This is a genomic window from Pseudonocardia abyssalis, from assembly GCF_019263705.2.
Lineage (GTDB): Bacteria > Actinomycetota > Actinomycetes > Mycobacteriales > Pseudonocardiaceae > Pseudonocardia > Pseudonocardia abyssalis.
This window is the reverse complement of the sequence record NZ_JADQDK010000001.1, coordinates 1,357,060-1,379,085: the sequence shown is the minus strand read 5'-3', so window position 1 is coordinate 1,379,085 and position 22,026 is coordinate 1,357,060. Positions and strand designations below refer to the sequence as shown.

At 75.0% G+C, this 22,026-nt stretch carries 24 protein-coding genes; 15 read left to right on the top strand and 9 right to left on the bottom strand.

The window, feature by feature from the left end:
* Window positions 1-29 precede the first annotated feature (29 nt).
* Window positions 30-443 (top strand): VOC family protein, encoded by a 414-nt coding sequence (locus I4I81_RS06625; RefSeq protein WP_218605371.1) that lies wholly within the window; start codon window positions 30-32, stop codon window positions 441-443.
* Between the two features lie 189 nt (window positions 444-632).
* Complete coding sequence (locus I4I81_RS06620; protein WP_218605370.1) at window positions 633-1,280, top strand: response regulator; 648 nt, start codon at window positions 633-635, stop codon at window positions 1,278-1,280.
* Between the two features lie 64 nt (window positions 1,281-1,344).
* On the opposite strand, the gene I4I81_RS06615 is transcribed toward I4I81_RS06620, so the two are convergent.
* From I4I81_RS06615 to I4I81_RS06600, 4 genes are all read right to left on the bottom strand, one after another.
* On the bottom strand, window positions 1,345-2,544 hold the full coding sequence (locus I4I81_RS06615; protein WP_218605369.1) for a sensor histidine kinase: 1,200 nt from the start codon (window positions 2,542-2,544) through the stop codon (window positions 1,345-1,347).
* Window positions 2,541-3,209 (bottom strand): response regulator transcription factor, encoded by a 669-nt coding sequence (locus tag I4I81_RS06610; RefSeq protein WP_225924504.1) that lies wholly within the window; start codon window positions 3,207-3,209, stop codon window positions 2,541-2,543. Before I4I81_RS06610 ends, I4I81_RS06615 begins: the two co-directional genes overlap by 4 nt.
* A gap of 77 nt (window positions 3,210-3,286) precedes the next feature.
* Window positions 3,287-3,466: a hypothetical protein gene (locus I4I81_RS06605; RefSeq protein ID WP_218605368.1), complete on the bottom strand. Its 180-nt coding sequence runs from the start codon at window positions 3,464-3,466 to the stop codon at window positions 3,287-3,289.
* An 82-nt stretch (window positions 3,467-3,548) separates the two neighbouring features.
* Complete coding sequence (locus I4I81_RS06600) at window positions 3,549-3,965, bottom strand: hypothetical protein (RefSeq protein WP_218615887.1); 417 nt, start codon at window positions 3,963-3,965, stop codon at window positions 3,549-3,551.
* A gap of 323 nt (window positions 3,966-4,288) precedes the next feature.
* On the opposite strand from I4I81_RS06600, the gene I4I81_RS06595 reads away from it, so the two are divergent.
* Together I4I81_RS06595 and I4I81_RS06590 are read left to right on the top strand one after the other, a co-directional pair.
* The gene (locus I4I81_RS06595; RefSeq protein ID WP_218604718.1) at window positions 4,289-4,621 is read left to right on the top strand and encodes a cupin domain-containing protein; all 333 of its coding nucleotides are present in this window, start codon (window positions 4,289-4,291) and stop codon (window positions 4,619-4,621) included.
* Window positions 4,622-4,753: 132 nt separating this feature from the next.
* Window positions 4,754-5,029, top strand: coding sequence for a three-helix bundle dimerization domain-containing protein (locus I4I81_RS06590; protein WP_218615886.1), 276 nt, complete (start codon window positions 4,754-4,756; stop codon window positions 5,027-5,029).
* A gap of 233 nt (window positions 5,030-5,262) precedes the next feature.
* Here the strand turns inward: I4I81_RS06590 and I4I81_RS06585 are convergent, their stop codons facing one another.
* The gene (locus I4I81_RS06585) at window positions 5,263-5,571 is read right to left on the bottom strand and encodes a cation transporting ATPase C-terminal domain-containing protein (protein ID WP_218604720.1); all 309 of its coding nucleotides are present in this window, start codon (window positions 5,569-5,571) and stop codon (window positions 5,263-5,265) included.
* A gap of 221 nt (window positions 5,572-5,792) precedes the next feature.
* Between I4I81_RS06585 and I4I81_RS06580 the strand changes: the two genes are divergently transcribed.
* Window positions 5,793-7,499: a sensor histidine kinase gene (locus I4I81_RS06580; protein ID WP_218604721.1), complete on the top strand. Its 1,707-nt coding sequence runs from the start codon at window positions 5,793-5,795 to the stop codon at window positions 7,497-7,499.
* 77 nt (window positions 7,500-7,576) lie between these two features.
* Here the strand turns inward: I4I81_RS06580 and I4I81_RS06575 are convergent, their stop codons facing one another.
* Both I4I81_RS06575 and I4I81_RS06570 read right to left on the bottom strand, forming a co-directional pair.
* Window positions 7,577-7,777 (bottom strand): hypothetical protein, encoded by a 201-nt coding sequence (locus tag I4I81_RS06575; protein WP_218604722.1) that lies wholly within the window; start codon window positions 7,775-7,777, stop codon window positions 7,577-7,579.
* A gap of 265 nt (window positions 7,778-8,042) precedes the next feature.
* On the bottom strand, window positions 8,043-9,761 hold the full coding sequence (locus I4I81_RS06570; protein WP_218604723.1) for a GAF domain-containing sensor histidine kinase: 1,719 nt from the start codon (window positions 9,759-9,761) through the stop codon (window positions 8,043-8,045).
* 551 nt (window positions 9,762-10,312) lie between these two features.
* Between I4I81_RS06570 and I4I81_RS06565 the strand changes: the two genes are divergently transcribed.
* Window positions 10,313-10,729 (top strand): DUF1003 domain-containing protein, encoded by a 417-nt coding sequence (locus tag I4I81_RS06565; protein WP_226363790.1) that lies wholly within the window; start codon window positions 10,313-10,315, stop codon window positions 10,727-10,729.
* The gene (locus I4I81_RS06560; RefSeq protein WP_218604725.1) at window positions 10,726-11,730 is read left to right on the top strand and encodes an Acg family FMN-binding oxidoreductase; all 1,005 of its coding nucleotides are present in this window, start codon (window positions 10,726-10,728) and stop codon (window positions 11,728-11,730) included. The genes I4I81_RS06565 and I4I81_RS06560 overlap by 4 nt, the downstream gene beginning before the upstream one ends.
* Before the next feature lie 734 nt (window positions 11,731-12,464).
* Here I4I81_RS06560 and I4I81_RS06555 read toward each other — a convergent pair.
* Both I4I81_RS06555 and I4I81_RS06550 read right to left on the bottom strand, forming a co-directional pair.
* Window positions 12,465-12,989, bottom strand: a complete 525-nt coding sequence (locus tag I4I81_RS06555) for a flavodoxin family protein (RefSeq protein ID WP_218615885.1) — start codon at window positions 12,987-12,989, stop codon at window positions 12,465-12,467.
* A 44-nt stretch (window positions 12,990-13,033) separates the two neighbouring features.
* A complete protein-coding gene (locus I4I81_RS06550) occupies window positions 13,034-13,312 on the bottom strand; it encodes a DUF1918 domain-containing protein (RefSeq protein WP_218604946.1) in 279 nt (92 codons plus the stop codon).
* Between the two features lie 221 nt (window positions 13,313-13,533).
* Between I4I81_RS06550 and I4I81_RS06545 the strand changes: the two genes are divergently transcribed.
* The 8 genes from I4I81_RS06545 (at window position 13,534) to I4I81_RS06510 (ending at window position 22,016) form a co-directional block, all read left to right on the top strand.
* Window positions 13,534-14,019 carry an NADH-quinone oxidoreductase subunit B family protein gene (locus I4I81_RS06545; protein ID WP_218604945.1) on the top strand — a complete coding sequence of 162 codons (486 nt, stop codon included), beginning with the start codon at window positions 13,534-13,536 and terminating at the stop codon, window positions 14,017-14,019.
* On the top strand, window positions 14,016-16,010 hold the full coding sequence (locus I4I81_RS06540) for a proton-conducting transporter transmembrane domain-containing protein (RefSeq protein WP_218604944.1): 1,995 nt from the start codon (window positions 14,016-14,018) through the stop codon (window positions 16,008-16,010). Before I4I81_RS06545 ends, I4I81_RS06540 begins: the two co-directional genes overlap by 4 nt.
* A 47-nt stretch (window positions 16,011-16,057) precedes the next feature.
* On the top strand, window positions 16,058-16,990 hold the full coding sequence (locus tag I4I81_RS06535) for a respiratory chain complex I subunit 1 family protein (RefSeq protein ID WP_218604943.1): 933 nt from the start codon (window positions 16,058-16,060) through the stop codon (window positions 16,988-16,990).
* A 3-nt stretch (window positions 16,991-16,993) separates the two neighbouring features.
* Window positions 16,994-17,644 (top strand): hypothetical protein, encoded by a 651-nt coding sequence (locus I4I81_RS06530; protein WP_218604942.1) that lies wholly within the window; start codon window positions 16,994-16,996, stop codon window positions 17,642-17,644.
* The gene (locus tag I4I81_RS06525; protein WP_218604941.1) at window positions 17,644-19,104 is read left to right on the top strand and encodes a proton-conducting transporter transmembrane domain-containing protein; all 1,461 of its coding nucleotides are present in this window, start codon (window positions 17,644-17,646) and stop codon (window positions 19,102-19,104) included. Before I4I81_RS06530 ends, I4I81_RS06525 begins: the two co-directional genes overlap by 1 nt.
* The gene (locus I4I81_RS06520) at window positions 19,101-20,570 is read left to right on the top strand and encodes a hydrogenase large subunit (RefSeq protein ID WP_218604940.1); all 1,470 of its coding nucleotides are present in this window, start codon (window positions 19,101-19,103) and stop codon (window positions 20,568-20,570) included. The genes I4I81_RS06525 and I4I81_RS06520 overlap by 4 nt, the downstream gene beginning before the upstream one ends.
* Window positions 20,571-20,782: 212 nt before the next feature.
* Window positions 20,783-21,718: a magnesium transporter CorA family protein gene (locus I4I81_RS06515; RefSeq protein ID WP_218602993.1), complete on the top strand. Its 936-nt coding sequence runs from the start codon at window positions 20,783-20,785 to the stop codon at window positions 21,716-21,718.
* Window positions 21,719-21,833: 115 nt separating this feature from the next.
* Entirely contained in the window at window positions 21,834-22,016 is a 183-nt protein-coding gene (locus I4I81_RS06510) for a hypothetical protein (RefSeq protein WP_218602978.1), read from the top strand.
* Window positions 22,017-22,026: the final 10 nt, after the last annotated feature.

Genomic DNA, 22,026 nt, shown 5'->3' with positions numbered 1-22,026 from the left:
AGCCGGTCCCGGCAGCACCGGAGGTATCCATGGGCGTCTCGCTCAACCCCTACCTGAACTTCCGCGACGGCACGCGCGAGGTGATGACCTACTACGCCTCGGTGTTCGGCGGGGAGCTCACCGTCAGCACCTTCGCCGAGACCGGGGGCATGGGCCTCGACGAGGCCGAGCAGCACAAGGTCATGCACTCGCAGATCGTCACCGGCTCCGGGCTGACCCTGATGGCCGCCGACGTCCCCGCCGCCATGGACGTGAGCGCCAACGGCACCGTCTCCCTCAGCGGCGACGACGAACCGACCCTGCGCGGCTACTGGGACGGTCTCACCGACGGCGGCAGCGTCACCGTGCCCCTGGAGAAGGCGCCGTGGGGCGACACCTTCGGGATGTGCACCGACCGGTTCGGCGTCGACTGGATGGTCAACATCCTCGGCGGCCCGTCCTGAGCCGAACGGCCGGCCCGGCGCGGCCCGTGGCAGCAGCAGGAGATCGCCGGCGGGGCCCGTCACGGCGTCGGCCCTGCTGCTGCCCGACCAGAACAGGGGTCCTTCGGCCCCCCGATACGGGCCGTGCGTCGCAGCGCCACGCCCCGGGGCAGGGATAAGGTCAGGACTCACCGACGGAGGAGACCTGCCATGATCTCCGTGTTCCTCCTCGACGACCACGAGATAGTCCGCCGTGGCATCGCGGCCCTGCTCGAGTCCGAGGACGACATCACCGTGATCGGCGAGGCCGGCACCGCGTCACAGGCCCTGGCCCGCATCCCCGCCCTGCGCCCCGACGTCGCGATCCTCGACGTCCGCCTACCCGACGGCGAGGGCGTCTCCGTCTGCCGCGACCTGCGCTCCTCGATCGACCCACCCCCCGCATGCCTCATGCTCACCTCCTATCTCGACGACGAGGCTCTCTTCGGCGCGATCGTCGCCGGTGCCGCCGGTTACCTCCTCAAGCAGGTCGCCGGGATCGACCTCGTCGGAGCGGTCCGCACCGTCGCCGGCGGCGGGTCCCTGCTCGACCCCAAGGCCACCGCGGTCGTGCTGGAACGGCTGCGTCGCGGCGACGAACCCGCCGACCCGCGGTACACCTCGCTGAGCCCGCAGGAACGCCGCATCCTCGCCCTCATCGCCGACGGGCTCACCAACCGTCAGATCGGCGCCGACATGTATCTCGCGGAGAAGACCGTCAAGAACTACGTGTCCTCGCTGCTCCACAAGCTCGGCTTCGCCCGCCGCACCGAGGCCGCGGTGTACGCCACCGAACTGCGTCGGACCGACCACCGGTGAGCCCCGCCCACGGAGACCGTGGGCACGGGTCGGCTCGACCCCGCGCTCGAGCAGGGCTGCCGGCTCACGGCCGGGGCAGGCTCAGGGTGAACCGGGCCCCTCGCCCGGGCGCGCCGTCCGCGGTGACGGTGCCGTGGTGGTTCCGGGCGGTCTCGCGCACGAGTGCGAGGCCGAGCCCGAACCGGCGCGTCGTGCCGTGGTCGTCGTGCCGGGAGCGGGCGAACAGCTCCTCGGCGCGCCCGGGGTCGATCCCGATGCCGTCGTCGGCGACGGTCAGCGCGACGGAGCCGGCGCTCCCGGTGACGGTGATCCGGACGTGGCCGCCCTCCGGGGTGTGGCCGATCGCGTTGTCGACGAGGGCGAGGATCGCTCGACGCAGGGCGACGGCGTGACCGTTCACCGGGTGCGGGCCGGCGGGATCGGGGTCGTGGGTGACGCTGACCCCGCGGGCCGCGGCGTGGGCGCAGGTGCTCGCGACGACGCCTGCGGCGAGATCGTCCAGGTCGACGACGTGGTCGCGCTCGGGCTGCCGGTCGAGCTCGGCGGAGACGAGGAGGTCCTCGACGACCTCGCCCAGCGCCCGGGTGTCGGTGACGAGGCCGTGCAGGCCCTCGGCCAGGTCGGGGTCGACCGACGCCGCGGGATGGGCGGCGAGCATCTGGGCGCGGGTGAAGAGCACGGTCAGCGGGGCGCGCAGCTCGTGGGAGGCGTCGGCGACGAACCGGCGCTGCAGCTCCAGCGCCTCGGCCAGGGGCTGCACGGACCGCCGCGACAGCAGCGCCGCCGCGGCGAGCGCGGCGGCGAGACCGGTGGCCTCGGCGAGCAGGACGGCCTCCAGGACCCGGCGCTGGTCGGTGCGCAGCGCGGCGAGGTCGTTCGCGATCACCCACCGGCCGGTCTCGCGGTCGCTGATCTCCAGCCGGTAGGTGCCCTCCGGGGTGTCGACGTCGTGGCGGTCGTCGACGGTGCCGTTCGCCGCGGCGGTGAGCGCGGCGGCGACGCCGGGCGGGGCCGCCGGGGTCACCTCGGTGCGCCCGTCGGCCCCGGCGTGGGCGAGGTAGGACCCCGGTGGTGGGTCGTCCACGTCGTCCGCGACGGCCAGGACCGCGGTGAGCTCGGCGTCGAGGGTCTCGGACTGGTGCTCGTTGACCAGCAGCAGCGCGACCCCGCCGGTCAGCAGCAGCACCGCCGTCGTGCCGACGGCGATCTGCACGACGCTGCGCCACCACGCTCGGCGCAGCACGACCCGGTCGCCGCGGTTCACGTCGAACCCAGCCGGTAGCCGAGGCCGTGCACCGTGCTGATCGCCTCGCGACCGAGCTTGCGCCGCAGATAGCTGACGTAGGTGTCGACCGCGCCGGGGGTCTCGGCGTCGAACACCCGGTCCAGCAGCTCGTCGCGGGTGAAGACCCGTCCGGGTCGGGCGGCGAGGACCTCGAGCAGGGCGCACTCCCGCGCGGTCAGCTCGACGTCGTCCGCGGGTCCGTCGTCGTCGAGCACGCGGCGGGCGGCGACGTCGAGCCGGCGGCGCCCGAGGGGCAACGAGTCGGCCCGGTCGGCGTGGCGGCGCAGCAGGGCCCGGACACGGGCGAGCAGCTCGGGCACCTCGAACGGCTTGACCAGGTAGTCCTCCGCCCCCGCGTCCAGACCCTCGACGCGGTCACGCAGCGTCCCGCGCGCGGTGAGGACCAACACCGGGACGGCCACGCCGCGCGAGCGCAGCCGGGCCACCAGGTCGACGCCCTCGATCCCGGGCAGCCCGCGGTCGATCACCAGCACGTCGAAGCGGCGGGTCAGCGCGGCGTGCAGCCCGGCCTGCCCGTCGTGGGCCAGCTCGACGGCGAGGCCCTGCGCCGTCAGCAGCTGCTCGAGCAGGCCCGCGAGCGTGCGGTCGTCCTCCACGATCAGCACCCGCGCCACCGCAGCCATGTGGCCAGTGTCCACCGCTCCCCCGGCCCGGACGACGACGCCGGCCCCCGGAACCGTCACTGATCCGTCCGACACGCTCACCGGCGAACGGCCCGCGTGGCGAAGTACTGCGCCGCCCCCACGATCTCGGTCAGCACGTGCAGCCCTGCCGCCCGGTCGCTCACGTTGAACGCCACCGGCAGCGCCTCGACCCCGTGCCGCCGCCGGATCTCGTCGGCGACCGCGACCCAGTTGTCCCGTTTGCGGCTCGCGACCACCGCCCGGGCCGTGGGTCGGCGCCCTGGGCCGTGGGTCGGCGCGTCTCCTGCTCGGCGGTCTCCGGCCGATGCGCCGGCACGGTCAGGACTGCTGCGCGAACACCTCGTCCAGCGGGGCGACGCCCGCGGAGGTCTCGTACGGGTTCGCGTACGGCAGCGGCTCGTCGGCGCCGGGGGTGGTGGTCTCGAAGACCCCGTCGAGGTCGGTGTCGTCGAGGACGACGTCGGCGAGGCCGTCGGCGTCGAAGCCGAGGGCGATGACGTCGGCGGTGAAGGTGCCGTCGCCGGGGGTGTTGTCGAACGCGGCGAGGTCGTCGTAGAAGTCGCCGTCGACGTCGACCAGGACGGTGTCGAGGGTGCCGTCGCCGTTGGTGTCGAGCTGGGTGGTCTCGGTGTAGCCGTCGCCGTCGAGGTCGACGTAGCCGAAGGTGCCGTCCTCGATGTCGGGCTGGGCGGGGGTGGTGGTGTCGATCGGGGCGGGGTCGTAGCACTCGGACATCGGATCCTCCGGGGGTGTTCGCGGCGGCCGGGGTGGCCCCTCATGGACACGGACGCCACCGGAGGCGCACGGGTTACACCGACCACCGTCCGGTCTCCCGGGCCGCCATCGCTCACCGGGCACACCGGGTCCGGGGTTGCCGAGACCCCTCGGCGTGGTCGGAGCGGCCGAACCCACCGATCGCGGGCTCGGGTACGTCGGCCGAGGACCGGTGACGTTGTCCTCTGATGCCGCGGGCCGGTCCGGGGCGACGATCGCGCTGCGGAGCAGGGAGGCGCCCCCTCCGCTTCGCACCGCCGACCCGTGACCACGAGAGGCCCACCATGGAGAAGTCATCGCTCACCGCACTCGCGCGCCGGCAGCTGGAGATCGCTGCGACGGCACCGGGCGGGCGCAGCGCGGCGACCGTCTACGGAGGCCACGAGCACGTACTGCACCAGACCGTGATCGCGCTGGTGTCCGGCCGGACGCTCGACGAGCACGCGAACCCCGGAGAGGCGACCGTGCACGTGCTGCACGGTCGGGTCCGGCTCACGGCCGGGGAGCTCGGCTGGGAGGGCTCACCCGGCGACCTGCTCGTCGTGCCGTGCGCCCGGCACGCCCTCGAGGCGCTCGAGGACTCCGCGGTTCTGCTGACCGTGGCCAGGACGAGGTGACCGTGCCGGTCCAGGACGGTGCCGATCGTGACCGGGTCGACCGCTGGGGGACCGACGGCGGACACACCGACACCGGGCGGTGGGCGATCGACGGGGCCGGACACCCGGGACCGGCTGCAGGAAGGCACGAACGTGCGAGCAGTGCGCGACCCGGACCCGTCCCCCGCCGACGTGGTGGCCCGGCAGCTGCTCGAGGTGGGTGACCGGCTCTGCCGCCAGTTCGCCGTCGACGGCGGGCCGACGGCCGAGTCGGTGCGCGAGCAGGTGCGCCGGGCTCGGGCCGAGTTCGGGTCCCCGGCGGTGATCGCCTACCTGCCGGTGCTGATCGAGCGCGCACTCCGGCGGGACCTGACCGTGGATCGGTCGAATCGCCACGAGGACCGGACGGACGGACAGCCGCGGGCATGACCGAGGTGATCGGCCGCGTCGAGGCCGGTCGGGTGGTCGCCCCTCGCCGAACCCCCGATCAGGAGTCCGGCCGTGCGGGCCAGGGCCGTCGTCTGCTCCCGATCCGTCCAGCCGCCGTCCGAGTGCGTACACGCCGAGTCCGACGAACCACCACACCAGGACCATCCCCATCGCCGCGACCGGGGACCCCCGGCCACGTCCCCCGGGCCGTGAACCGCGCCGTCAGGTCACTCCTACCGGCACCGCAGGACCACCTTCACCAGCTCGCCGACCCACAGCACCGCCGAGCGGCCGTGCAGTCCGTCGACCTGCACGACCAACACGAGCAGCGCGACGACCGACCCGCTGGCGACGAAGGCCGAGGTGTTGCGCAGCGTCTCGCGGCTGACGGTGCCACGGGTCTCGTGGCGCACGTTGAGCAGGTTGACCACCTGGAAGAACACGAACGTCGTGAACGCCATCGTGCCGGCCACGCTCGCCACCCCCAGCCTGGCCGACGGGCCCGGCGCCCACAGCAGCACCGCGAGCGTGCCGGCCGCCATGACGGCGCTGCTCACAGGATCCGCGCGAGCCGCCTGCGGTCCAGGATGCGATCGCGGGTGCCGCACCGACCGGATCGGCGGCAGGTGCGACGCGGTGCCCGTAGAGTGGCGCGGAGCTGCCCCGGCCCCAGGCAGACGACCAGTGCGCCGGACCGCGGTACCGGGTCCGGCCGGAGGGCTGCGTGCCGTGGAACCCGTCCGACCGTCCGGTCCGGCCCGTCGTGGATGACGCGCACGACCCTCCGCTGACCTTCCCCGACCTCCCGCGCCTGGAGCTCGACCAGCTCCTCGGCCAACTGGTCGACCGCGCCCACGAGGTCATCGCCACCCAGAGCCGCCTGCGCGGGCTGCTCCGCGCCAACCAGATGATCACCGGCGACCTCGCCCTGCCCGCCCTGCTGCGCCACATCGTCGAGGCCGCACGCGAGCTCGGCGGCGCCCGCTACGCCGCGCTCGGCGTCAACGCGCACACCGGAGGGCTCGCCCAGTTCGTCCACTCCGGTATGTCGCCCGAGACCGTCCGGGCCATCGGTGACCTGCCGCAGGGCAGGGGCCTGCTCGGGGCGCTGGTGGAGGACCCGGTCCCGATCCGGGTGGAGCGGATCGCCGACGACCCGCGCTCGTCCGGCTTCCCCGAGCACCACCCGCCGATGGACGGCTTCCTCGGCGTCCCCATCCGGGTCCGCGGGGAGGTGTTCGGCAACCTCTACCTCTGCGAGAGCAACAGCGGGGGGTTCAGCAGCGAGGACGAGGACCTGGTCACGGCGCTCGCCGCCACCGCCGGTGTCGCGATCGCGAACGCCCGCCTCTACGACGCCGCCCGCGTCCGCCACGAGTGGCTGGGCGCCTCGGCGACCATCACCCGGCGGCTGCTCTCCACCGAACCGGGCGACCCGCTGCAGCTCGTCGTCGACCTCGCCCACGACGTCGCCGGGGCGGATCTCGTGGCCATCGTCCTGCCCGCCGAGGACGGGCCCGACCTGCGCGTCGAGGTCGCCGTAGGGACCGGGGCCGACACGGTGATCGGGCTCGACGTGCAGGTGGAGGGGTCGCTGTGCGGGCGGGTGCTCCGGACCGGGCGTCCCGTACGCGAGTCCTGGCCGCTGCACGTCCCCGGCCTGGGCTCGGCGGTGTCGGCCCAGCTGCGCCTGGACCCGGTGCTCGTCGTGCCCCTGGTGGGGAGCCGCCAGGTCAAGGGCGTGCTGGTGGCCGCCCGCCTGCGGAACCGGCCCGCGTTCACCGACGACGACCTCGACATGGTGACCGCGTTCGCCAACCAGGCCTCCCTCGCCCTCGAGCTCAAGGACGCCCGCGCCGAACAGCAACGACTCGCCGTCGCCGACGACCGCGACCGCATCGCCGCCGACCTCCACGACCACGTCATCCAACGCCTCTTCGCCGCAGGCCTGTCGCTGCAGAGCGTCGCCAAGGGCCTCGGCGCCGGCACCGCCGCCGACCGGATCGGGGAGAGCATCACCAACCTCGACCAGACCATCAGCCAGATCCGCACCACCATCTTCCAGTTGCACCGCACCACCGGAACCGTCGCGTCCGGTTTGCGCGGGCGGGTCCTCGACGTGCTGGCCGACGTCGCACCGGCGCTCGGCTTCCACCCCGAGACCCGGTTCAGCGGACCCCTGCAGAGCAGCGTGCCCGACGACGTCGCCGACGACCTCGTCGCCGTCCTCCGCGAAGCACTGACCAACATCGCCCGGCACGCGAACGCCCACTCCGCCGCCGTCGACCTCAGCGTCCACGACGAACTCACCCTCCGCGTCGTCGACGACGGAACCGGCATCCCCGCCACCGGCCGGCGCAGCGGACTGGCCAACCTCGCAGCCCGCGCCCGGCGCCACGGCGGGACCCTGCACGTCACCCGGGGCGAGCAACGCGGGACGGAGCTGTCCTGGAGCGTGCCCATCGGCTGACGTCGGCGCCGGAGGGGCGACGTCCTCGGCGGCTCGTCCTGACCGCACCCGCGGCCGCCTCCGACGCCGGGACCGGTTCAGCTGCGGTGGATGGAACGGAGCTCGACCGTCGCGGGCGGCTCCGCCGCCGCCCCCGGGTCCAGCACCTTCGCCCCGTCGACGAGGACCCAGCCGCCCCGGATGTGCTCGATCGCCCGGTCCTGCGTGATGCCGGACTGCACGAGGCGGTCCAGCACGGTCCGCTCGGAGAGTGCGGTGCTGCTGCGTGATGTGTCCATCGGTCTTTCACCTCGGTGCTCGGGGGGACTCGCTCGGAGCCCCACCGTCGCACCCGCCGCGGCGCGACGGCACCGGCCGAAGGTCCCGAACCCGGCCGTCCGAGACCCGAGCGGGCCCTGCGGGCGCCGTCGGTCCACACCACGCAACCGTGGCGGTCGCGGCTCGCCCACGGGCGCGTCGAGCTGCACGGCGACGCTGGTCATCCGGGTCGGCCACCCCGCGCCGCACGCTCGAGTCGGTCCTGCTCCGGACCTGACCGGCGTCCTACAGGGGCACCCGCCAGCTCAACCGCGTCCCCCGACCGGGGGCGGGGGACGCTGTGCACGATCCGCCGCGCTCCCGGGCCCGCTGCTCGAGGTTGCGCAGCCCGCTGCGGGCAGTGGCGGGGTCGATGCCCACGCCGTCGTCCACGACGTCGATGCGCAGCTCCTCCCCCGCCTCGACGGTGACGGTCACCGCGGACGCACCGGCGTGCCGGACCACGTTGCTCACCGCCTCCCGCACGGCGGCCTCCGCGTGCACCCCGAGCTCGGCGGGGACCAGTGTGTCCACCGGTCCGGAGATGCGCAGCGACGGCGTGATCCCGGAGCCGGCCGCCGCCTCGGCCGCGGCGTCGAGGAGCCGCCTGCTCACACCGCCCGCCGGGCCGTCCCCGTCGGTGTGCAGGTCGAAGATCGCGGTCCGGATCTCCCGGACCGTCGTGTCCAGCTCGTCCACGACGTGCGTCAGGCGGTTCCGCAGGTCGGGATCGGTGCTGCGACGCAGCGTCCCCTGCAGCTGCATGCCCGCGGCGAACAGCCGCTGGATGACGTGGTCGTGCAGGTCGCGGGCGATCCGGTCCCGGTCGGCGAAGACGTCGAGCTGGCGTAGCGCCCGGTTCCGGTCCCCCAGCTCCATCGCCAGAGTGGCCTGCTCGGCGAACGAGGTGAGCAGGGGGACCTCCCCCGGGAGGAACCCGGGCCCGCCGTCGCGGCGCAGCACGACCAGCACACCCGTGACCGACTCCTGGGACCGCAGCGGCACGGCCATGGTCGGGCCGTACCCCGCCGGATCCGCACCGGGCCCGTCCAGCAGGGCCCCCGGGGAGACCGCGAGCACCGGCGCCCGGCTCACGAGCACCTCGTGCAGCAGCGGGTCGTCGCCGCCGATGCGGCGGCCCACGGGATCGGGTTCGTCGGGGCCGCACCAGCCGCGGATGGTGAAGTCACCGCTGTCCGGATCGGGACCGAGCAGGATCAACGTGGCGTCCGAACCGGTGAGCTCGAGGGTCCGCTGGGCGATCAGCCGCAGGGCGTCCTGCTCCGTGGCCCCGGACAGCAGCTCGCTGCGGATCTCCGCCGAGGCCTCCAGCCACTGCTGGCGCAGCCGGGTCTGCTCGAACAGGTCGGCGTTCTGCACGGCGATGCCTGCGGCGGCGGCCAGCGCCCGCACCACCGCCTCGTCAGCGGCGGTGAACTCGCCCCCGCCGACCTTCTCGGTGAGGTACAGGTTGCCGTACACCGCGTCCCGCACCCGGACGGGTACGCCCAGGAACGATCGCATCGGCGGGTGGTTCGCGGGGAACCCGACCGACGCGTCGTGGGCGCCGAGGTCGGCGAGCCGCAGCGGGCGCGGGTCGATGATCAGCTGCCCGAGAAGTCCCTTGCCCTCCGGCAGCGGCCCCATCGTCTCGCGGGTCTGCGCGTCCAGCCCGACGTGCAGGAACCGGGACAGCCCCCCGCCCGCACCGAGGACCCCGAGCGCCCCGTACCGGGCGTCGACCAGGTCGGCGGCCGACGCCACGATCCGGCGCAGGGTGGCGTCGAGCTCCAGTCCCTCGCCGACGGCCACCACGGCGTCGAGCAGTCCCTGCATGCGGTCGCGGGTCGTGGCCATCTCGGAGAGCCGGTCCTGCACCTCCCGCAGCAGCTCGTCCAGGCGCAACCCGGACAGCAGGTGCGACGCCGTCGGAGGGAGCTGCGCGTCCTGCTCGTCGTGTGCCATCGGGGCCTCCCGGTCGGTGCGTCCCGGTCGGTGCGTCCCGGTCGCCCACCCACTCTGCGCACGTCCCCGGCCGGGGTGCAGGGTACGTCGCCCGCACCCGCGTCAGCGCGTGCAGCCCGCGGCTCCGGCCGAGGAGCCCGGCGGGCGGACCCAGCTCCATCGACAGGCGAGCGCGACCAGCACCGGCCATGCGGTCACCGTCGGTCCCCGCGCGGCCCGCCCCTCGACGCGGGGTCGGGGGTGTCGTGCTCATCCGGGTCGCTCCTCGGGGACGGGCCGGTCGGACCGCTCAGGACGCACCCCACGACGGCCGCCCCCGCTCGGCGGGCTCGCCCAACGCCGCGGGCGACCCGTCCACCACCACTCCGGGCGGTCCCGGGATCGTGTCCGTTCGCGGACGGGGTCGGGACTTCCGACCCTGACGGCGGGATCGCCGCGGCGATGATCGTGGACTGCGCGGGGCGCACCGTGCGACCCGTGAGCGGAGGTCGGACGATGCCCCGTTGGCGACGATGACCACGCCGCGGTCGGGGCGGGGTACGCATCCCGTGGTGGCCGCCCAGCGGGCGCACCGCGCGGCCCACCTGCAACTGCGGATGGCCGACGGCATCACGGCGTTCGCCGGGTCGATGCCCTTCGTCTACCTGCACGCGGTGACGTTCGCGGTCTGGATGCTGATGGTCGAGGGGAGCCCGTGGCCGACCCTGACGCTGGTCGTGTCGCTCGAGGCGATCTTCCTCTCGACGTTCGTCATGATCGGCCAGAACCGGCAGGCCGCGTTCGCGCAGGCCAAGGCCGCGCACGACTTCGTCGAGCAGGAGATCGAGCTCAAGACCAACACCGACATCACCCGCGCGATCCACGTCCTCACCACCGAGCTGCACCGTCGTCTCCTCGACGACCGGCCGGCCCCGTCGGACGCCGCAGCGGGCCGCAACGGATCCCACCCGGGGGTGCAACGACCATGACCGACCTCGCCTCGACACTCGGGCTCACCGGTGAGCAGGTCGAGCACGTCCTCGCGACCGCGGGGCGGGCCCCGTCCCTGCACAACGCGCAGCCCTGGCGGTTCCGGCTGCGGCCCGACGTCGTCGAGCTGCACGCCGACCCCGAACGACGCCTCCCGGTCGTCGATCCCGACGACCGGGAGCAGCGCATCGCCTGCGGAGCCGCCCTGTTCACCCTGTGCCTGGCCCTGCGAGGCCACGACATCCGCCCGATCGTGACGCTGTTCCCCGACCCGTCCCGGCCGGACCTCGTCGCCGCGGTCCGCCACGGCGGCGACCGCCCCGCCACGCCGGACGAGCGGCGCCTGCTGCGCGCCGTCCCGCTGCGCCGAACCAACCGCCACCCCTTCGCCGGCACCGCGGTCACCCGGCAGGAGCTCCACGCCATGCGCCGCGCCGCCCTCGACGAGGGTGCCTGGCTCCAGTTCGTCGACGACCCCGCCCAGCGCGCCGGGATACAGCGGCTCGCCCTGCTCGCCCACCGGGAACAGCTCGCCGACCCCGCGTTCACCGCCGAGCTCAGGAGCTGGACCGGGACCGGGCCCGATCGGCGCGACGGGGTCCCCGCCGGCGCCGGCGGACCCCGGCCGGCACCGCAGGACCGCTGGGTCCTGCGCGACTTCGGCGCGGGCACCGCACCCGACCGCGTGCCGGGCAAGGACTTCGAGCACGACCCGCTCATCGCCGTCCTGACCTCCCACCTCACCGGTCGGCGGGCCGAGGTGCAGACCGGCCGGGCCCTGCAGCGGCTCCTGCTCGCCGCCACCGCCGACGGGCTCGCCGCGTCGTTCCTGTCCCAGATCGTCGAGGTACCCGGCCCCCGCGACCAGCTGCGCAGGCTCATCGGCGCGACCCGGCCCCCGCAGGTCGTCCTCCGGATCGGGCGCGGCTGGCCGGTCTCGGCCACCCCCCGCCTCGCCGTGGCCGACCTGATCATGGGCGAGCCGTCGCACCGGTCCTGAGCACGGCGGGACCGGCGGCCTCCCGCGGCGGGCCCTTCGACCCTCCCGCGGCGACACCCCGCCGGACGAGGGTCACCGGTGAGCCGGAGGACCGGTGCCGACTCTCGCGGAGGAACGACGAACCTCGACCTCGCACGGTGGCGGTCCGCGATCGTCACCGTGTACCACGTCCTGCTGCCGGGCCTGCTCGCGACGGTCACCGCCCGCGCCGTCCTCGCCTGGGCCGGTGAGGTGGCCGCGCCCCGGGCGTGCACCGACGTCATCCGCCAGCTGCGCACCCGGCTCATGAGGCATGCGCTCGCACCGGGCCCGCGGCGTCCCGAGCTGCCCCCCACCGGCGAGCTCGCCACGCCGGCCACCCGCGGGCTCGACGGGTTGGAGGGCCATCTCGGCCACTACCTCCCGACCCTGCTCGTCGCCGCGGTCGTGCCGGCCGCCGTCGCCGGGCGCATCCTGTTCGCCGACCCGCCCCCACCGCCCTGCGCCACCACTACATCGCCTACCGCGCCGTCGTCCGCACCAAGGTCGCCCGCCTACGCCACGACCAGGGCGACGAAGCAGCCGCCACCGACGCCGAACAGCACGCCGAGCTCGCCCTGCACCACCTCGAACACGGCGCGGTACCCCGACCTGGCCCTCGACACCAGCAGCGACCTGGTCGCGCTGCGGTGCCACACCGGAAGCGCCGAGGCCGACCGCGCCACCGGGGTCGCACCGGGCGGCGAGGGCGGTCCTCAGCCGCGGTCGCCCGCCCGCAGGACCAGCCGGGCCACCAGGTTCACGCCCCACACGCGGGCGCGCTCCTCCTCGCCGGCCACGAGCGGGCCGGGCGTGGCGGTCACCCGGAACGACTCCGGCCGGGCCACCACCGCGTACCCGGCCCGGCGCAGCCGGCGGGCCGCGGCCGAGGCCGCCGACCCGGGCAGCCGCGGACGGTCGGCCCGGGTGTCGAACGCCGCGGCGGTGCGACCGGCCGAGGCGGGCGGGAGGGCCGCGAGCCACTCCCGCAACCCCACCTCGGTCGCGCCGGGTGCGCCCTGCTCGGCCGCCGCGCGTCGCGTCGCCGGGCGGGACAGGCCGAACGCGTGGGTCGGGCCGCCGACGACGAGCAGGTCCGCCCCGCCCGCCGCCCGCACCGCGTCCGGATCACCCACCTGCAGCACCCGCGCGTGCACCCGCTCCCCCAGCCCGAGCGCCACCGCATCGGCGATCCGCCGGGTGTCGCCGAACATCGACTCCACCACCACGAGCGCGTCCATCCCGTCCTCCTCCATCGGTCCTGCGGGTCCTGCCGGGAGGCCCGTCACGGCGCCCGATCCGGCTCCGGGGTGTCGGCGGGGTGCGGCCACAGGCCGATCGCGCTCGACGGCGGCTGCGGCCAGTCGGCGGCGCTCTCGATCCGGTACCCGTCGGACGGCACCACCACCGAGTCGCGGTCGTTGCCCACCCAACGCACCCGGAACCGGGCGGGTCCGGGGCCCGCGAGCTGCTCGACGATCCGCGCCCAGCGCCAACCCCGTTCCAACGGTGGCAAGGGCACCACCAGCCAGTCGCCGTCGTGGGTCGTGGTCCGTGCGGTCATGACGTCACCTCCGGGGACGACGCTCTCGCACCACCGCACCCGTGCGGGAGCGTCACAGGTCCCCGGCGGGCGGGCCGGAAGTCCCGTCGGTCCCCGGGGGGTCCGATGGCGGACGGGTCGGGACCTTCGGTCCTGGTCCGGGCCGCGACCGGTGACGACCCTGGTCCGGTGATCACCCACCCGACGTCTCGATCGCCCGGACCGGTGCCCCGGTACGACCCGTGCTGAGGCTCCTGCGGGCGATCCGCCGGGCCGGGCGCGCCGCCGAGGACGCACCCGACGCCCCGACGGCGCCGCGGCCGGTCGCCGCGCCGGAGCTCGGCGGGTCGGTGCAGGTCCGCCACGTCGACGCCGGGTCGTGCAACGGCTGCGAGATGGAGATCGCCTCGGCCTTCGGGCCCGTGTACGACGCCGGCCGCTACGGCGCCCGCCTGGTGGCCTCGCCGCGGCACGCCGACGCGCTGCTGGTGACCGGCGTCGTGACCCGCAACATGGCCGGCCCGCTGCGCCGCACCCTGGACGCCGTGCCCGCACCGCGGGTCGTCGTCGCGGTCGGGGACTGCGCGTGCGACCGCGGCGTGTTCGCCGGGGCGTACGGGGTCGTGGGCGCGGTCGGCGACGTGGTCCCGGTGGACCTCTCCGTGCCCGGCTGTCCGCCGCGCCCGGAGGCCGTCGTCGCCGCCCTGCGGACGGTGACCGGCCGGTGAACCCCGTCGGGGCCGGGCTCTCCGGGGCCGTCCTCGCCGCCGTACTGACGGTGCTGGCCGCGGTGGTGGTGCCGCGCGGGCCGCGCCCGGTGTGCGCCGGCGCCGGTACCGTCGCGGTCGGGCTGCTCGGCGCACTCGCGGGCGTCGCGGCGGTGCTGGGGACACCGTGGTCGGCCGAGCTGCCGGACCTGCTTCCCCTGACCGGGGTGGTGCTCGCCGTCGACCCGCTGGGCGGGGTGTTCCTCGCCGTGGGCGGTGCGGTCGTCGCCGTCTCGGCGGTGTACGGGATCGGGTACACCCGCCACGCACTCGACGGCCGGGCCGTGCAGGCCGCCTTCCCGCTGTTCGCGCTGTCGCTGCTGCTGGTGCCCGCGGCGGGCGGGGTCGGCACGTTCCTGCTGTGCTGGGAGCTGATGGCGCTCGCCTCGCTGCTGCTGGTGCTGGCCGAGCACCGGCAGCGTCCCGCCGTGGCCTCCGCCGCCCGCTGGTACGCCGTGACGACCCACCTCGGGTTCGTCGCGATCCTCGCCGGGCTGCTGCTGCTCGCCGCCCCCGGCGACTCCTTCGCCGCGATCCGGGCCGCCCCGGCGCCCGCGTCGGGCGGGCTGGTGTTCGTGCTGTGCCTGGTCGGGTTCGGGTCCAAGGCGGGGATCGTGCCGCTGCACGCCTGGCTGCCCCGCGCCCACCCGGAGGCGCCCAGCCACGTCTCCGCGCTGATGTCCGCGGCGATGGTGGCACTGGGCGTGTACGGGATCGTGCGGGTCGGGTTCGACCTGCTGGGCGGCGGCTCCACCTGGTGGTGGGTGCTGGTGCTCGTCCTCGGTGCCGTCTCCGGGGTGTACGGGATCCTCCAGGCGGTGGTCGTCACCGACCTGAAGGCGCTCCTGGGCTTCTCGACCACCGAGAACATGGGCCTGGTGCTCGTCGGGGTGGGCGCGGCCGGCCTGTTCGCCTCCACCGGCCGCGCGGGACTCGCCGCGCTGGCGTTGACCGCCGCTCTGCTGCACGTGGTCGGGCACGCCGCGTACAAGACGCTGCTGTTCCTCGCGGCCGGGTCCGTCCTGCACGCCACCGGAACCCGGGACCTCGACACGCTGGGCGGCCTGCGCCCCACGATGCCGGCGACGACGCTCGCGTTCGGGCTCGGCGCGCTGGCGGCGTCGGCGCTGCCGCCCGGCACGGCGTTCGTCAGCGAATGGGTGCTGCTGCAGGCGCTGATCCGCGGCCTCGACTCCTCCGGCGCCTCCGTCGTGCTCCCGCTCGCGGTCGGCGCCGTGGCGCTCACCGCCGGACTGGCGGTGGCGACGTTCGTCAAGGCGTTCGGGGTGGGGTTCCTCGCCCGACCGCGCAGCGACGCCGCCGCGGCCGCCCGGGAGAGCCCGCCGACGATGGTCGCCGCGATGGCCCTGGCCGGGGTGGCGTGCGTCGGCCTGGCCGTGGCGCCGACGCTGGTGCTGCCGGGCCTGGGCCGGGTCGCGGGTGCACTGGTGGGGGCGCCCGCACCGGTCACCGGGACCGTGGCCGTCGAACTGGTCGGCGTCGACGGAGCCGTGTCTCCCGCCCTGCTGCTGGTCGCGCTGCTCGGGGCGGTCGCCGTCGTCGTCGCCGTCCCCCGGTTGCTCGCCGCCCGGCGGGCCCGGCGCGGGGCGCGGCTGTGGGACTGCGGAGGCGGCCGGCCGACCGCGCGCATGGAGTACACCGCCACCTCCTTCGCCGAGCCGATGCAGCGGGTCTTCGAGAACGTGCTGCGCCCCGAGCAGGACGTCGACGTCACCCACCACCGGGAGTCCCGCTACCTCGTCGAGGCCGTGGAGTACCGGTTGCGGGTCCCCGACCGCATCGAGCGGCGGCTCTACGCACCCGTGCTCACGGCCGTCGCCGCGTGGGGCGTCGCGGGACGCCGGCTGGCGAACGGGAGTGTGCACCGCTACCTCGGCTACGGCTTCTGGACCGTGTGCGCCCTGCTCGTGGCCCTGGTGGTGCTGCGATGACCGGGGTCCTGCGATGACCGGGGTCCTGCGATGACCGGGGTCCTGCGATGACCGGGGTCCTGCAGGTGCTGCTCGTCGTCGGCGGATCACCGCTGCTCGTGGGCCTGATACGGCAGGTCCGGGCCCGGCTGGAGGGACGTGCGGGCCCGGGTGTCCTGCAGCCGTGGCGCGACCTGCGCAAGCTCGTCCGCAAGGAGCCGCTCACCCCGCGCGGCACGAGCGGGGTGTTCCGCGCCGCGCCCGTGCTGCTGGTCGCCACGACGCTGGTGGTCACGGCGGTCGCCCCCTTCGTCGCGACGACGTCCGCGCTGGGGCCGCTGGCCGACCTGTTCGCCGTCGTGGCCCTGCTCGCGCTCGGTGCGGTCGCGCTCGCCCTCGGCGGGATCGACACCGGCACCGCGTTCGGCGGGATGGGCGCGAGCCGGGCGGTGACGATCCTGGCCCTCGTCGAGCCCACGCTGCTCGTGGCGATCTTCGCGCTGTCCGTGCCGGTCGGCTCCACGAACCTCACCGCGGTCGTGTCCTCGACGCTGCGGGACCCGGAGCGGGTGGTGTCCCCGGCGAGCCTGCTCGCGGCCGTCGCCCTGCTCGTCGTGATCGTCGCCGAGACCGGACGGTTGCCGGTGGACAACCCGTCCACGCACCTGGAGCTGACGATGGTGCACGAGGCGATGGTGCTGGAGTACGCCGGTCCGGACCTCGCGCTGGTCGAACTCGGCTCGGCGATGCGGCTGTCGGTGTACCTGGGACTGTTCGCCAACCTCTTCCTGCCGTGGGGCATCGCCGACGGGCCCGGCGTCCTCGCGACCGCCGTCGGTGTGGTCGCGTTCGCCGCCAAGGTGGCGCTGCTGGGTGCCGCGCTCGCCGTCGCCGAGGTGTTCCTGGCCAAGGTGCGGCTGTTCCGGGTGCCGGAGCTGCTGGCCGGGTCGTTCCTGCTCGCGCTGCTCGCCGTCACCGCCTCCTCCGTGCTGGGCGGCTGAGCCGTGGACGTCGTGCTGCTCGACCTCGCCGTGGGAGCGCTGCTGCTCACCGCCGTGCTGATGCTGTGGCGCCGCGAGCTGTCGGTGATCATCGGCCTGTACACCGTGCAGGGGGCGGCGCTGGCCGCCGTCGTGGCGCTGCTCGCCGTGCAGGAACGATCCGTCGAACTGGCCGTCGCGGCCGCCGGGGTGCTGGTGCTGCGGGCCGGGGTGCTGCCCGCCGTGCTGCGGCGCGCGCTGGCCGCCGCCGGGTCCGAGCGACGGGTGACGCGGCCGCTGGTCAACGTCACCGCGTCGCTGCTCGCCGCCGCCGTGCTGACGACACTCGCACTGGCCGTGTCGCAGCCGATCGTCGACCTGGCCCCGTCGCCCGCGACGCGGGCCGCCCCGGTCGGCGTCGCCGTCGTGCTGATCGGGTTCTTCGTGCTGGTGACCCGCCGCCGGGCCCTGTCGCAGATCATCGGTTTCCTGCTGATGGACAACGGCATCACCGCCGTCGCCTTCCTGACCACCGCCGGGATCGGGCTCGTGGTCGAGGCCGGCGTGGCACTGGACGTGCTGCTCGTCGTGGTGGTCCTGCAGGTGCTGACGGGACGGATGCGGACCCTGTTCGGCCGCACCGACCTCGACGAGCTGCGCGAGCTGAGGGACTGATGACGCTGCTCGCCTTCGCGCCCGTCGCGGTGCCCGCACTGGCTGCGGTGGTGCACGCCCTGTTCGGGTGGCGGCGCGCGACCGGGTGGGTCGGCACGGCGTCCGCGGCGCTGGTGCTGGCCTCGGCGGTCGCGCTCGCCGCGTCCGTGGTCGACCGCCCGTTCACGGTGGGCCCGCTGCTGCGGGTCGACGCCGTCAGCGCGTTCATGCTGGTGCTGATCGGCGCGATCGCGCTGCTGACCGCGGTCGCCACCCCGGCCCACCTGGCCACCGAGATGTCGGCGGGCCGGGCGAGCGCGCGGACCGCGGGCCGGATGGGCGTGCTGGTGCAGCTGTTCCTGGCGGCCATGGCGCTGGCCGTGCTCGCCGCCGACCTCGGGGTCCTGTGGGTCGCGGTCGAGGCCACCACGATCGTCACCGCGTTCCTGGTCGGGCTGCGCCGCAGCACGGCGGCGGTGGAGGCCGCCTGGAAGTACGTGGTGATCTGCTCGGCCGGGATCGCGCTCGCCCTGCTCGGGCTGGTGGTGCTCAACTTCGCCGCGCAGGAGACCGGGACCGGCGCCGGGCTGGACTGGGCCGCGCTGGTCGCCGCGGGTCCGCAGCTCGACCCGGGGGTCACCCGGATCGCGGTGGTGCTGCTGGTCGTCGGGTTCGGTGCCAAGGCCGGGCTCGCCCCGCTGCACGCCTGGCTGCCCGACGCCCACAGCCAGGCCCCCGCGCCGGTATCGGCGTTGATGTCGGGGGTGCTGCTGTCGGTGGCGTTCTACGCGCTGCTGCGGATCCGGGCCGTGGCCGACCTCGCGCTCGGCCCGGGGTTCATGCGCGCCCTGCTGGTCGCGGCGGCGCTGGCCTCGCTGGCGATCGCGGCGTCCCTGCTGATCGCCCAGCGCGACCACAAGCGGATGCTCGCCTACTCCAGCATCGAGCACATGGGGCTGCTCGCGCTCGGTGCGGCGGCGGGCGGGACCGCCGCCACCGCCGCGGTCCTGCTGCACGCGCTCGGGCACGGTCTCGTCAAGGCCGTGCTGTTCCTCGGGGCCGGGCGGTTGCTGCAGCTCGCCGGCACGAGCCGGATCGACGGCGTCCGCGGCCTCGCCGCCCGGCAGCCGGTGCTGGCCGGCTGCCTCGGGCTCGGCGTGCTCGCACTGGTCGGGCTGCCGCCGTTCAGCATCTTCGCCAGCGAGCTGGGGATCGCCCGCGCCGGTTTCACCGGGGGCATCGGCTGGGCCACCGCGGTGGCGCTGGTCCTCGTCGTCGTCATCGCAGCCGCGCTGCTCGGGCACCTCAGCCGGATGCTGCTCGGCCCGCCGCCCGACCTCCTCCCCGCGACGGCGCTGCCCCGGTCGACCGCGGTCGCACTGGTCGGCGGCCTGCTGGCCGCCGCGGCCCTCGGGATCGGCGCCGGACCGGTGGCCGTCCTGATCGACGCGGCCGCCGCCGTCCTGGACGGAGCCCGATGACCCCCGACGAGCTCCCCGCCCGGGCCGCGGCGCTGATCGCCGACGGCCACCGCGTCGCGCTGGTCGCCGGCCACGACGACCGGCCCTCCGGCGGCGGGCTGCGCGCGGTGTACCTGTTCACCCGCGGAGCCACCGCGGACGCTCCGGAGAGCCGCATCGAGCTGCACGTCCCGCTCGACCCCCGGGACCCGCGCGTGCCCAGCCTGGCCGCGCTGTCGTTCCCCGCGGGCCGCTTCGAGCGCCGGATGCGCGACCTCTTCGGCATCGTCCCCGTCGACCACCCGCTCCCCCGCCGGCTGGTCCGGCACTTCCACTGGCCGCGCGGCTGGTACCCGATGCTGTCCGACGCCGGGGACCCACCCGCCTTCGGCGACACCGAGGGCCCCTACCCGTTCGGCGCGGTGACCGGGCCCGGGGTGTACGAGATCCCGGTCGGGCCGGTGCACGCCGGGATGATCGGGCCGGGGCACTTCCGGTTCTCCGTCGTCGGGGAGACGATCCTCAAGCTCAAGGCGCGGCTGTGGTACACCCACCGCGGCATCGAGAAGCTGTTCGAGGGCCGCACGCCCGAGGACGGCGTCGTGCTGGCCGAGCGGATCAGCGGGGACACCTCCGTCGGGCACGCCCTCGCGTTCTGCCTGGCCGTGGAGGACGCACGGGCGGGCACCGTCGATCCCGGGGTGCACCGGCGGCGCGCGGTGCTGCTGGAGCTCGAACGCCTGCACAACCACGTCACCGACATCGGGGCGCTGTGCAACGACGTCGCCCACGGCGTCCTCGACGCGCACGCGCAGCGCGTCCGCGAGCGGCTGCTGCGGATCAACGACGAGGTGACCGGGAGCCGGCTGCTGCGCGGAGCGTTCGGGCCCGGCTCCGCCACGCTGCTCCGGCCGCCCGATCCGGGCGTCCTCGGGTCGCTGGCCGTCGACGTCGCCGGGATCGTGGCACTCGCGCTCGGCCACAGCGTGGTGCGCGACCGCTTCACCGGCACCGCCGTGCTCACCGCCGAGCAGGCCACCGACCTCGGCACGCTGGGATACGTGGCCCGGGCCAGCGGCCTCCCGACCGACGCGCGGCACGACCACCCCGTGCTCCCCCCGCCACCGCGGACCGTGCACGCCCACACCGGCGGCGACGTGCTCGCCCGGTTCCGGGTCCGGGCCGAGGAGTTCGCCGCCTCCGTCGCGTACCTCACCACGCTGCTGGGCGACCCGCCCCCCGATCTCGTCGTGGGCCGCACCCCGTCGGGGACCGGCACGGGGGTCGGCATCGTCGAGGGCTGGCGGGGGACGATCGTGCACCGGGTGGAGCTGCGCCCGGACGGGACGCTGGGCCGGGTCGCGGTGGTCGATCCCAGCTTCCTCAACTGGCCCGCACTGCCCGTGGCGCTGGCGGACACGATCGTCCCGGACTTCCCGCTGGCGAACAAGAGCTTCGGGCTGTCCTACCCGGGCAACGACCTCTGAGCGGCCCGCCCGGTGGGTCGAGACCGGGACCTTCGCCCCTGGCCCGGACACATCCCCGGGGGGGACGCTCGGGCCATGGCACGGCACCCGCTGCTCCCCCCGTCGTGACGGCCACCCGCCCGGCCGACGCCTCCCGCTGCGCCCGGTCGCTGCCCCCCGCCGGTGGCGACGCCGTCCCGGGCCAGGCCCGGACCCGCCTCTACCGCGAGGGGGTGCTCGAGGCCGAGGGATTCCCCGTCTCGGAGATCGGCGCCCGCACCGCCCGCACCGGGACGACCCTCTGGCTGGACCTGCACGACCCCGGGGCCGCGGACCTGGAGATCCTCACCGCCGAGTTCGGCCTGCACCCGCTCGCCGTCGAGGACGCCGTGCTGCGCCACGAGCGCCCCAAGCTGGACCGCTACCCCGACCACCTGTTCCTCTCCGCCTACGCCGTGCACCTCGTCGGGACCGAACTGGTCAGCAGCGAGCTGGCCGCGTTCGTCACGACCCGCGCGCTGATCACCATCCGCAAGGACGACGGATTCGACGTGGACGCGCTGGTCGGACGCTGGGACGACAGCCCCGACCTGAGGGGGCACGGCGTCGGCTACCTGCTGCACGGGCTGCTCGACGTCGTCGTCGACGGGCACTTCACCGCGGTGCAGTCCCTCGACGACCAGATCGAGCAGCTCCAGGAGCAGCTCTTCGCCGAGGACGGGGCCGGCATCGAGGTGCAGCGCCGCAGCTTCCAGCTCCGCAAGAGCCTCGTGCTGCTCCGTCGGGTGGTGCTGCCGATGCGGGAGGTCGTGAACACGCTCATGCGCCGCGACGTCCACCTGGTCGACGAGGAGATGATGCACTACTTCCAGGACGTGTACGACCACGTCCTGCGGGCCACCGAGTGGACCGAGAGCCTGCGCGACCTCGTCACCACGATCCTGGAGACCCGCCTGACGATCCAGGGCAACCGGCTCAACGAGATCATGAAGAAGCTGACGGGCTGGGCCGCGATCATCGCCATCCCGACGGCCGTCACCGGCTTCTACGGGCAGAACATCCCCTACCCCGGCTTCGGGCAGCAGTGGGGCGTCGTGGCCAGCGTGCTGCTCATCGCCTCGATCAGCGGCGCCCTGTACGCCATGTTCCGCCGCCGCGGCTGGCTCTGACCCGGCTCCGCCGGTGGGCGCAGGGGGTCCCGGAACCGCGTGCCGTTCGGCCCGTTCCGCCTGCGACGCCACGGGGGCAGGGTCGGTGGTCCACCGATCCTCCGGAGGAGACGACATGGACAACGCCCGCACCGCCATCGACCGACCCGTCATCGACCACAGCGGTGTCGCCATCGGCACGGCCACCCCGTCCGGTGACGTCTACGACCACAGCAGGGTCCGCATCGGAACCGTGACCGTGGCCGGGGACGCCGTCAGCGCGTCGGGCGTACGCATCGGCCGGGTGCGGTCCCGGTGATCGCGGGCCC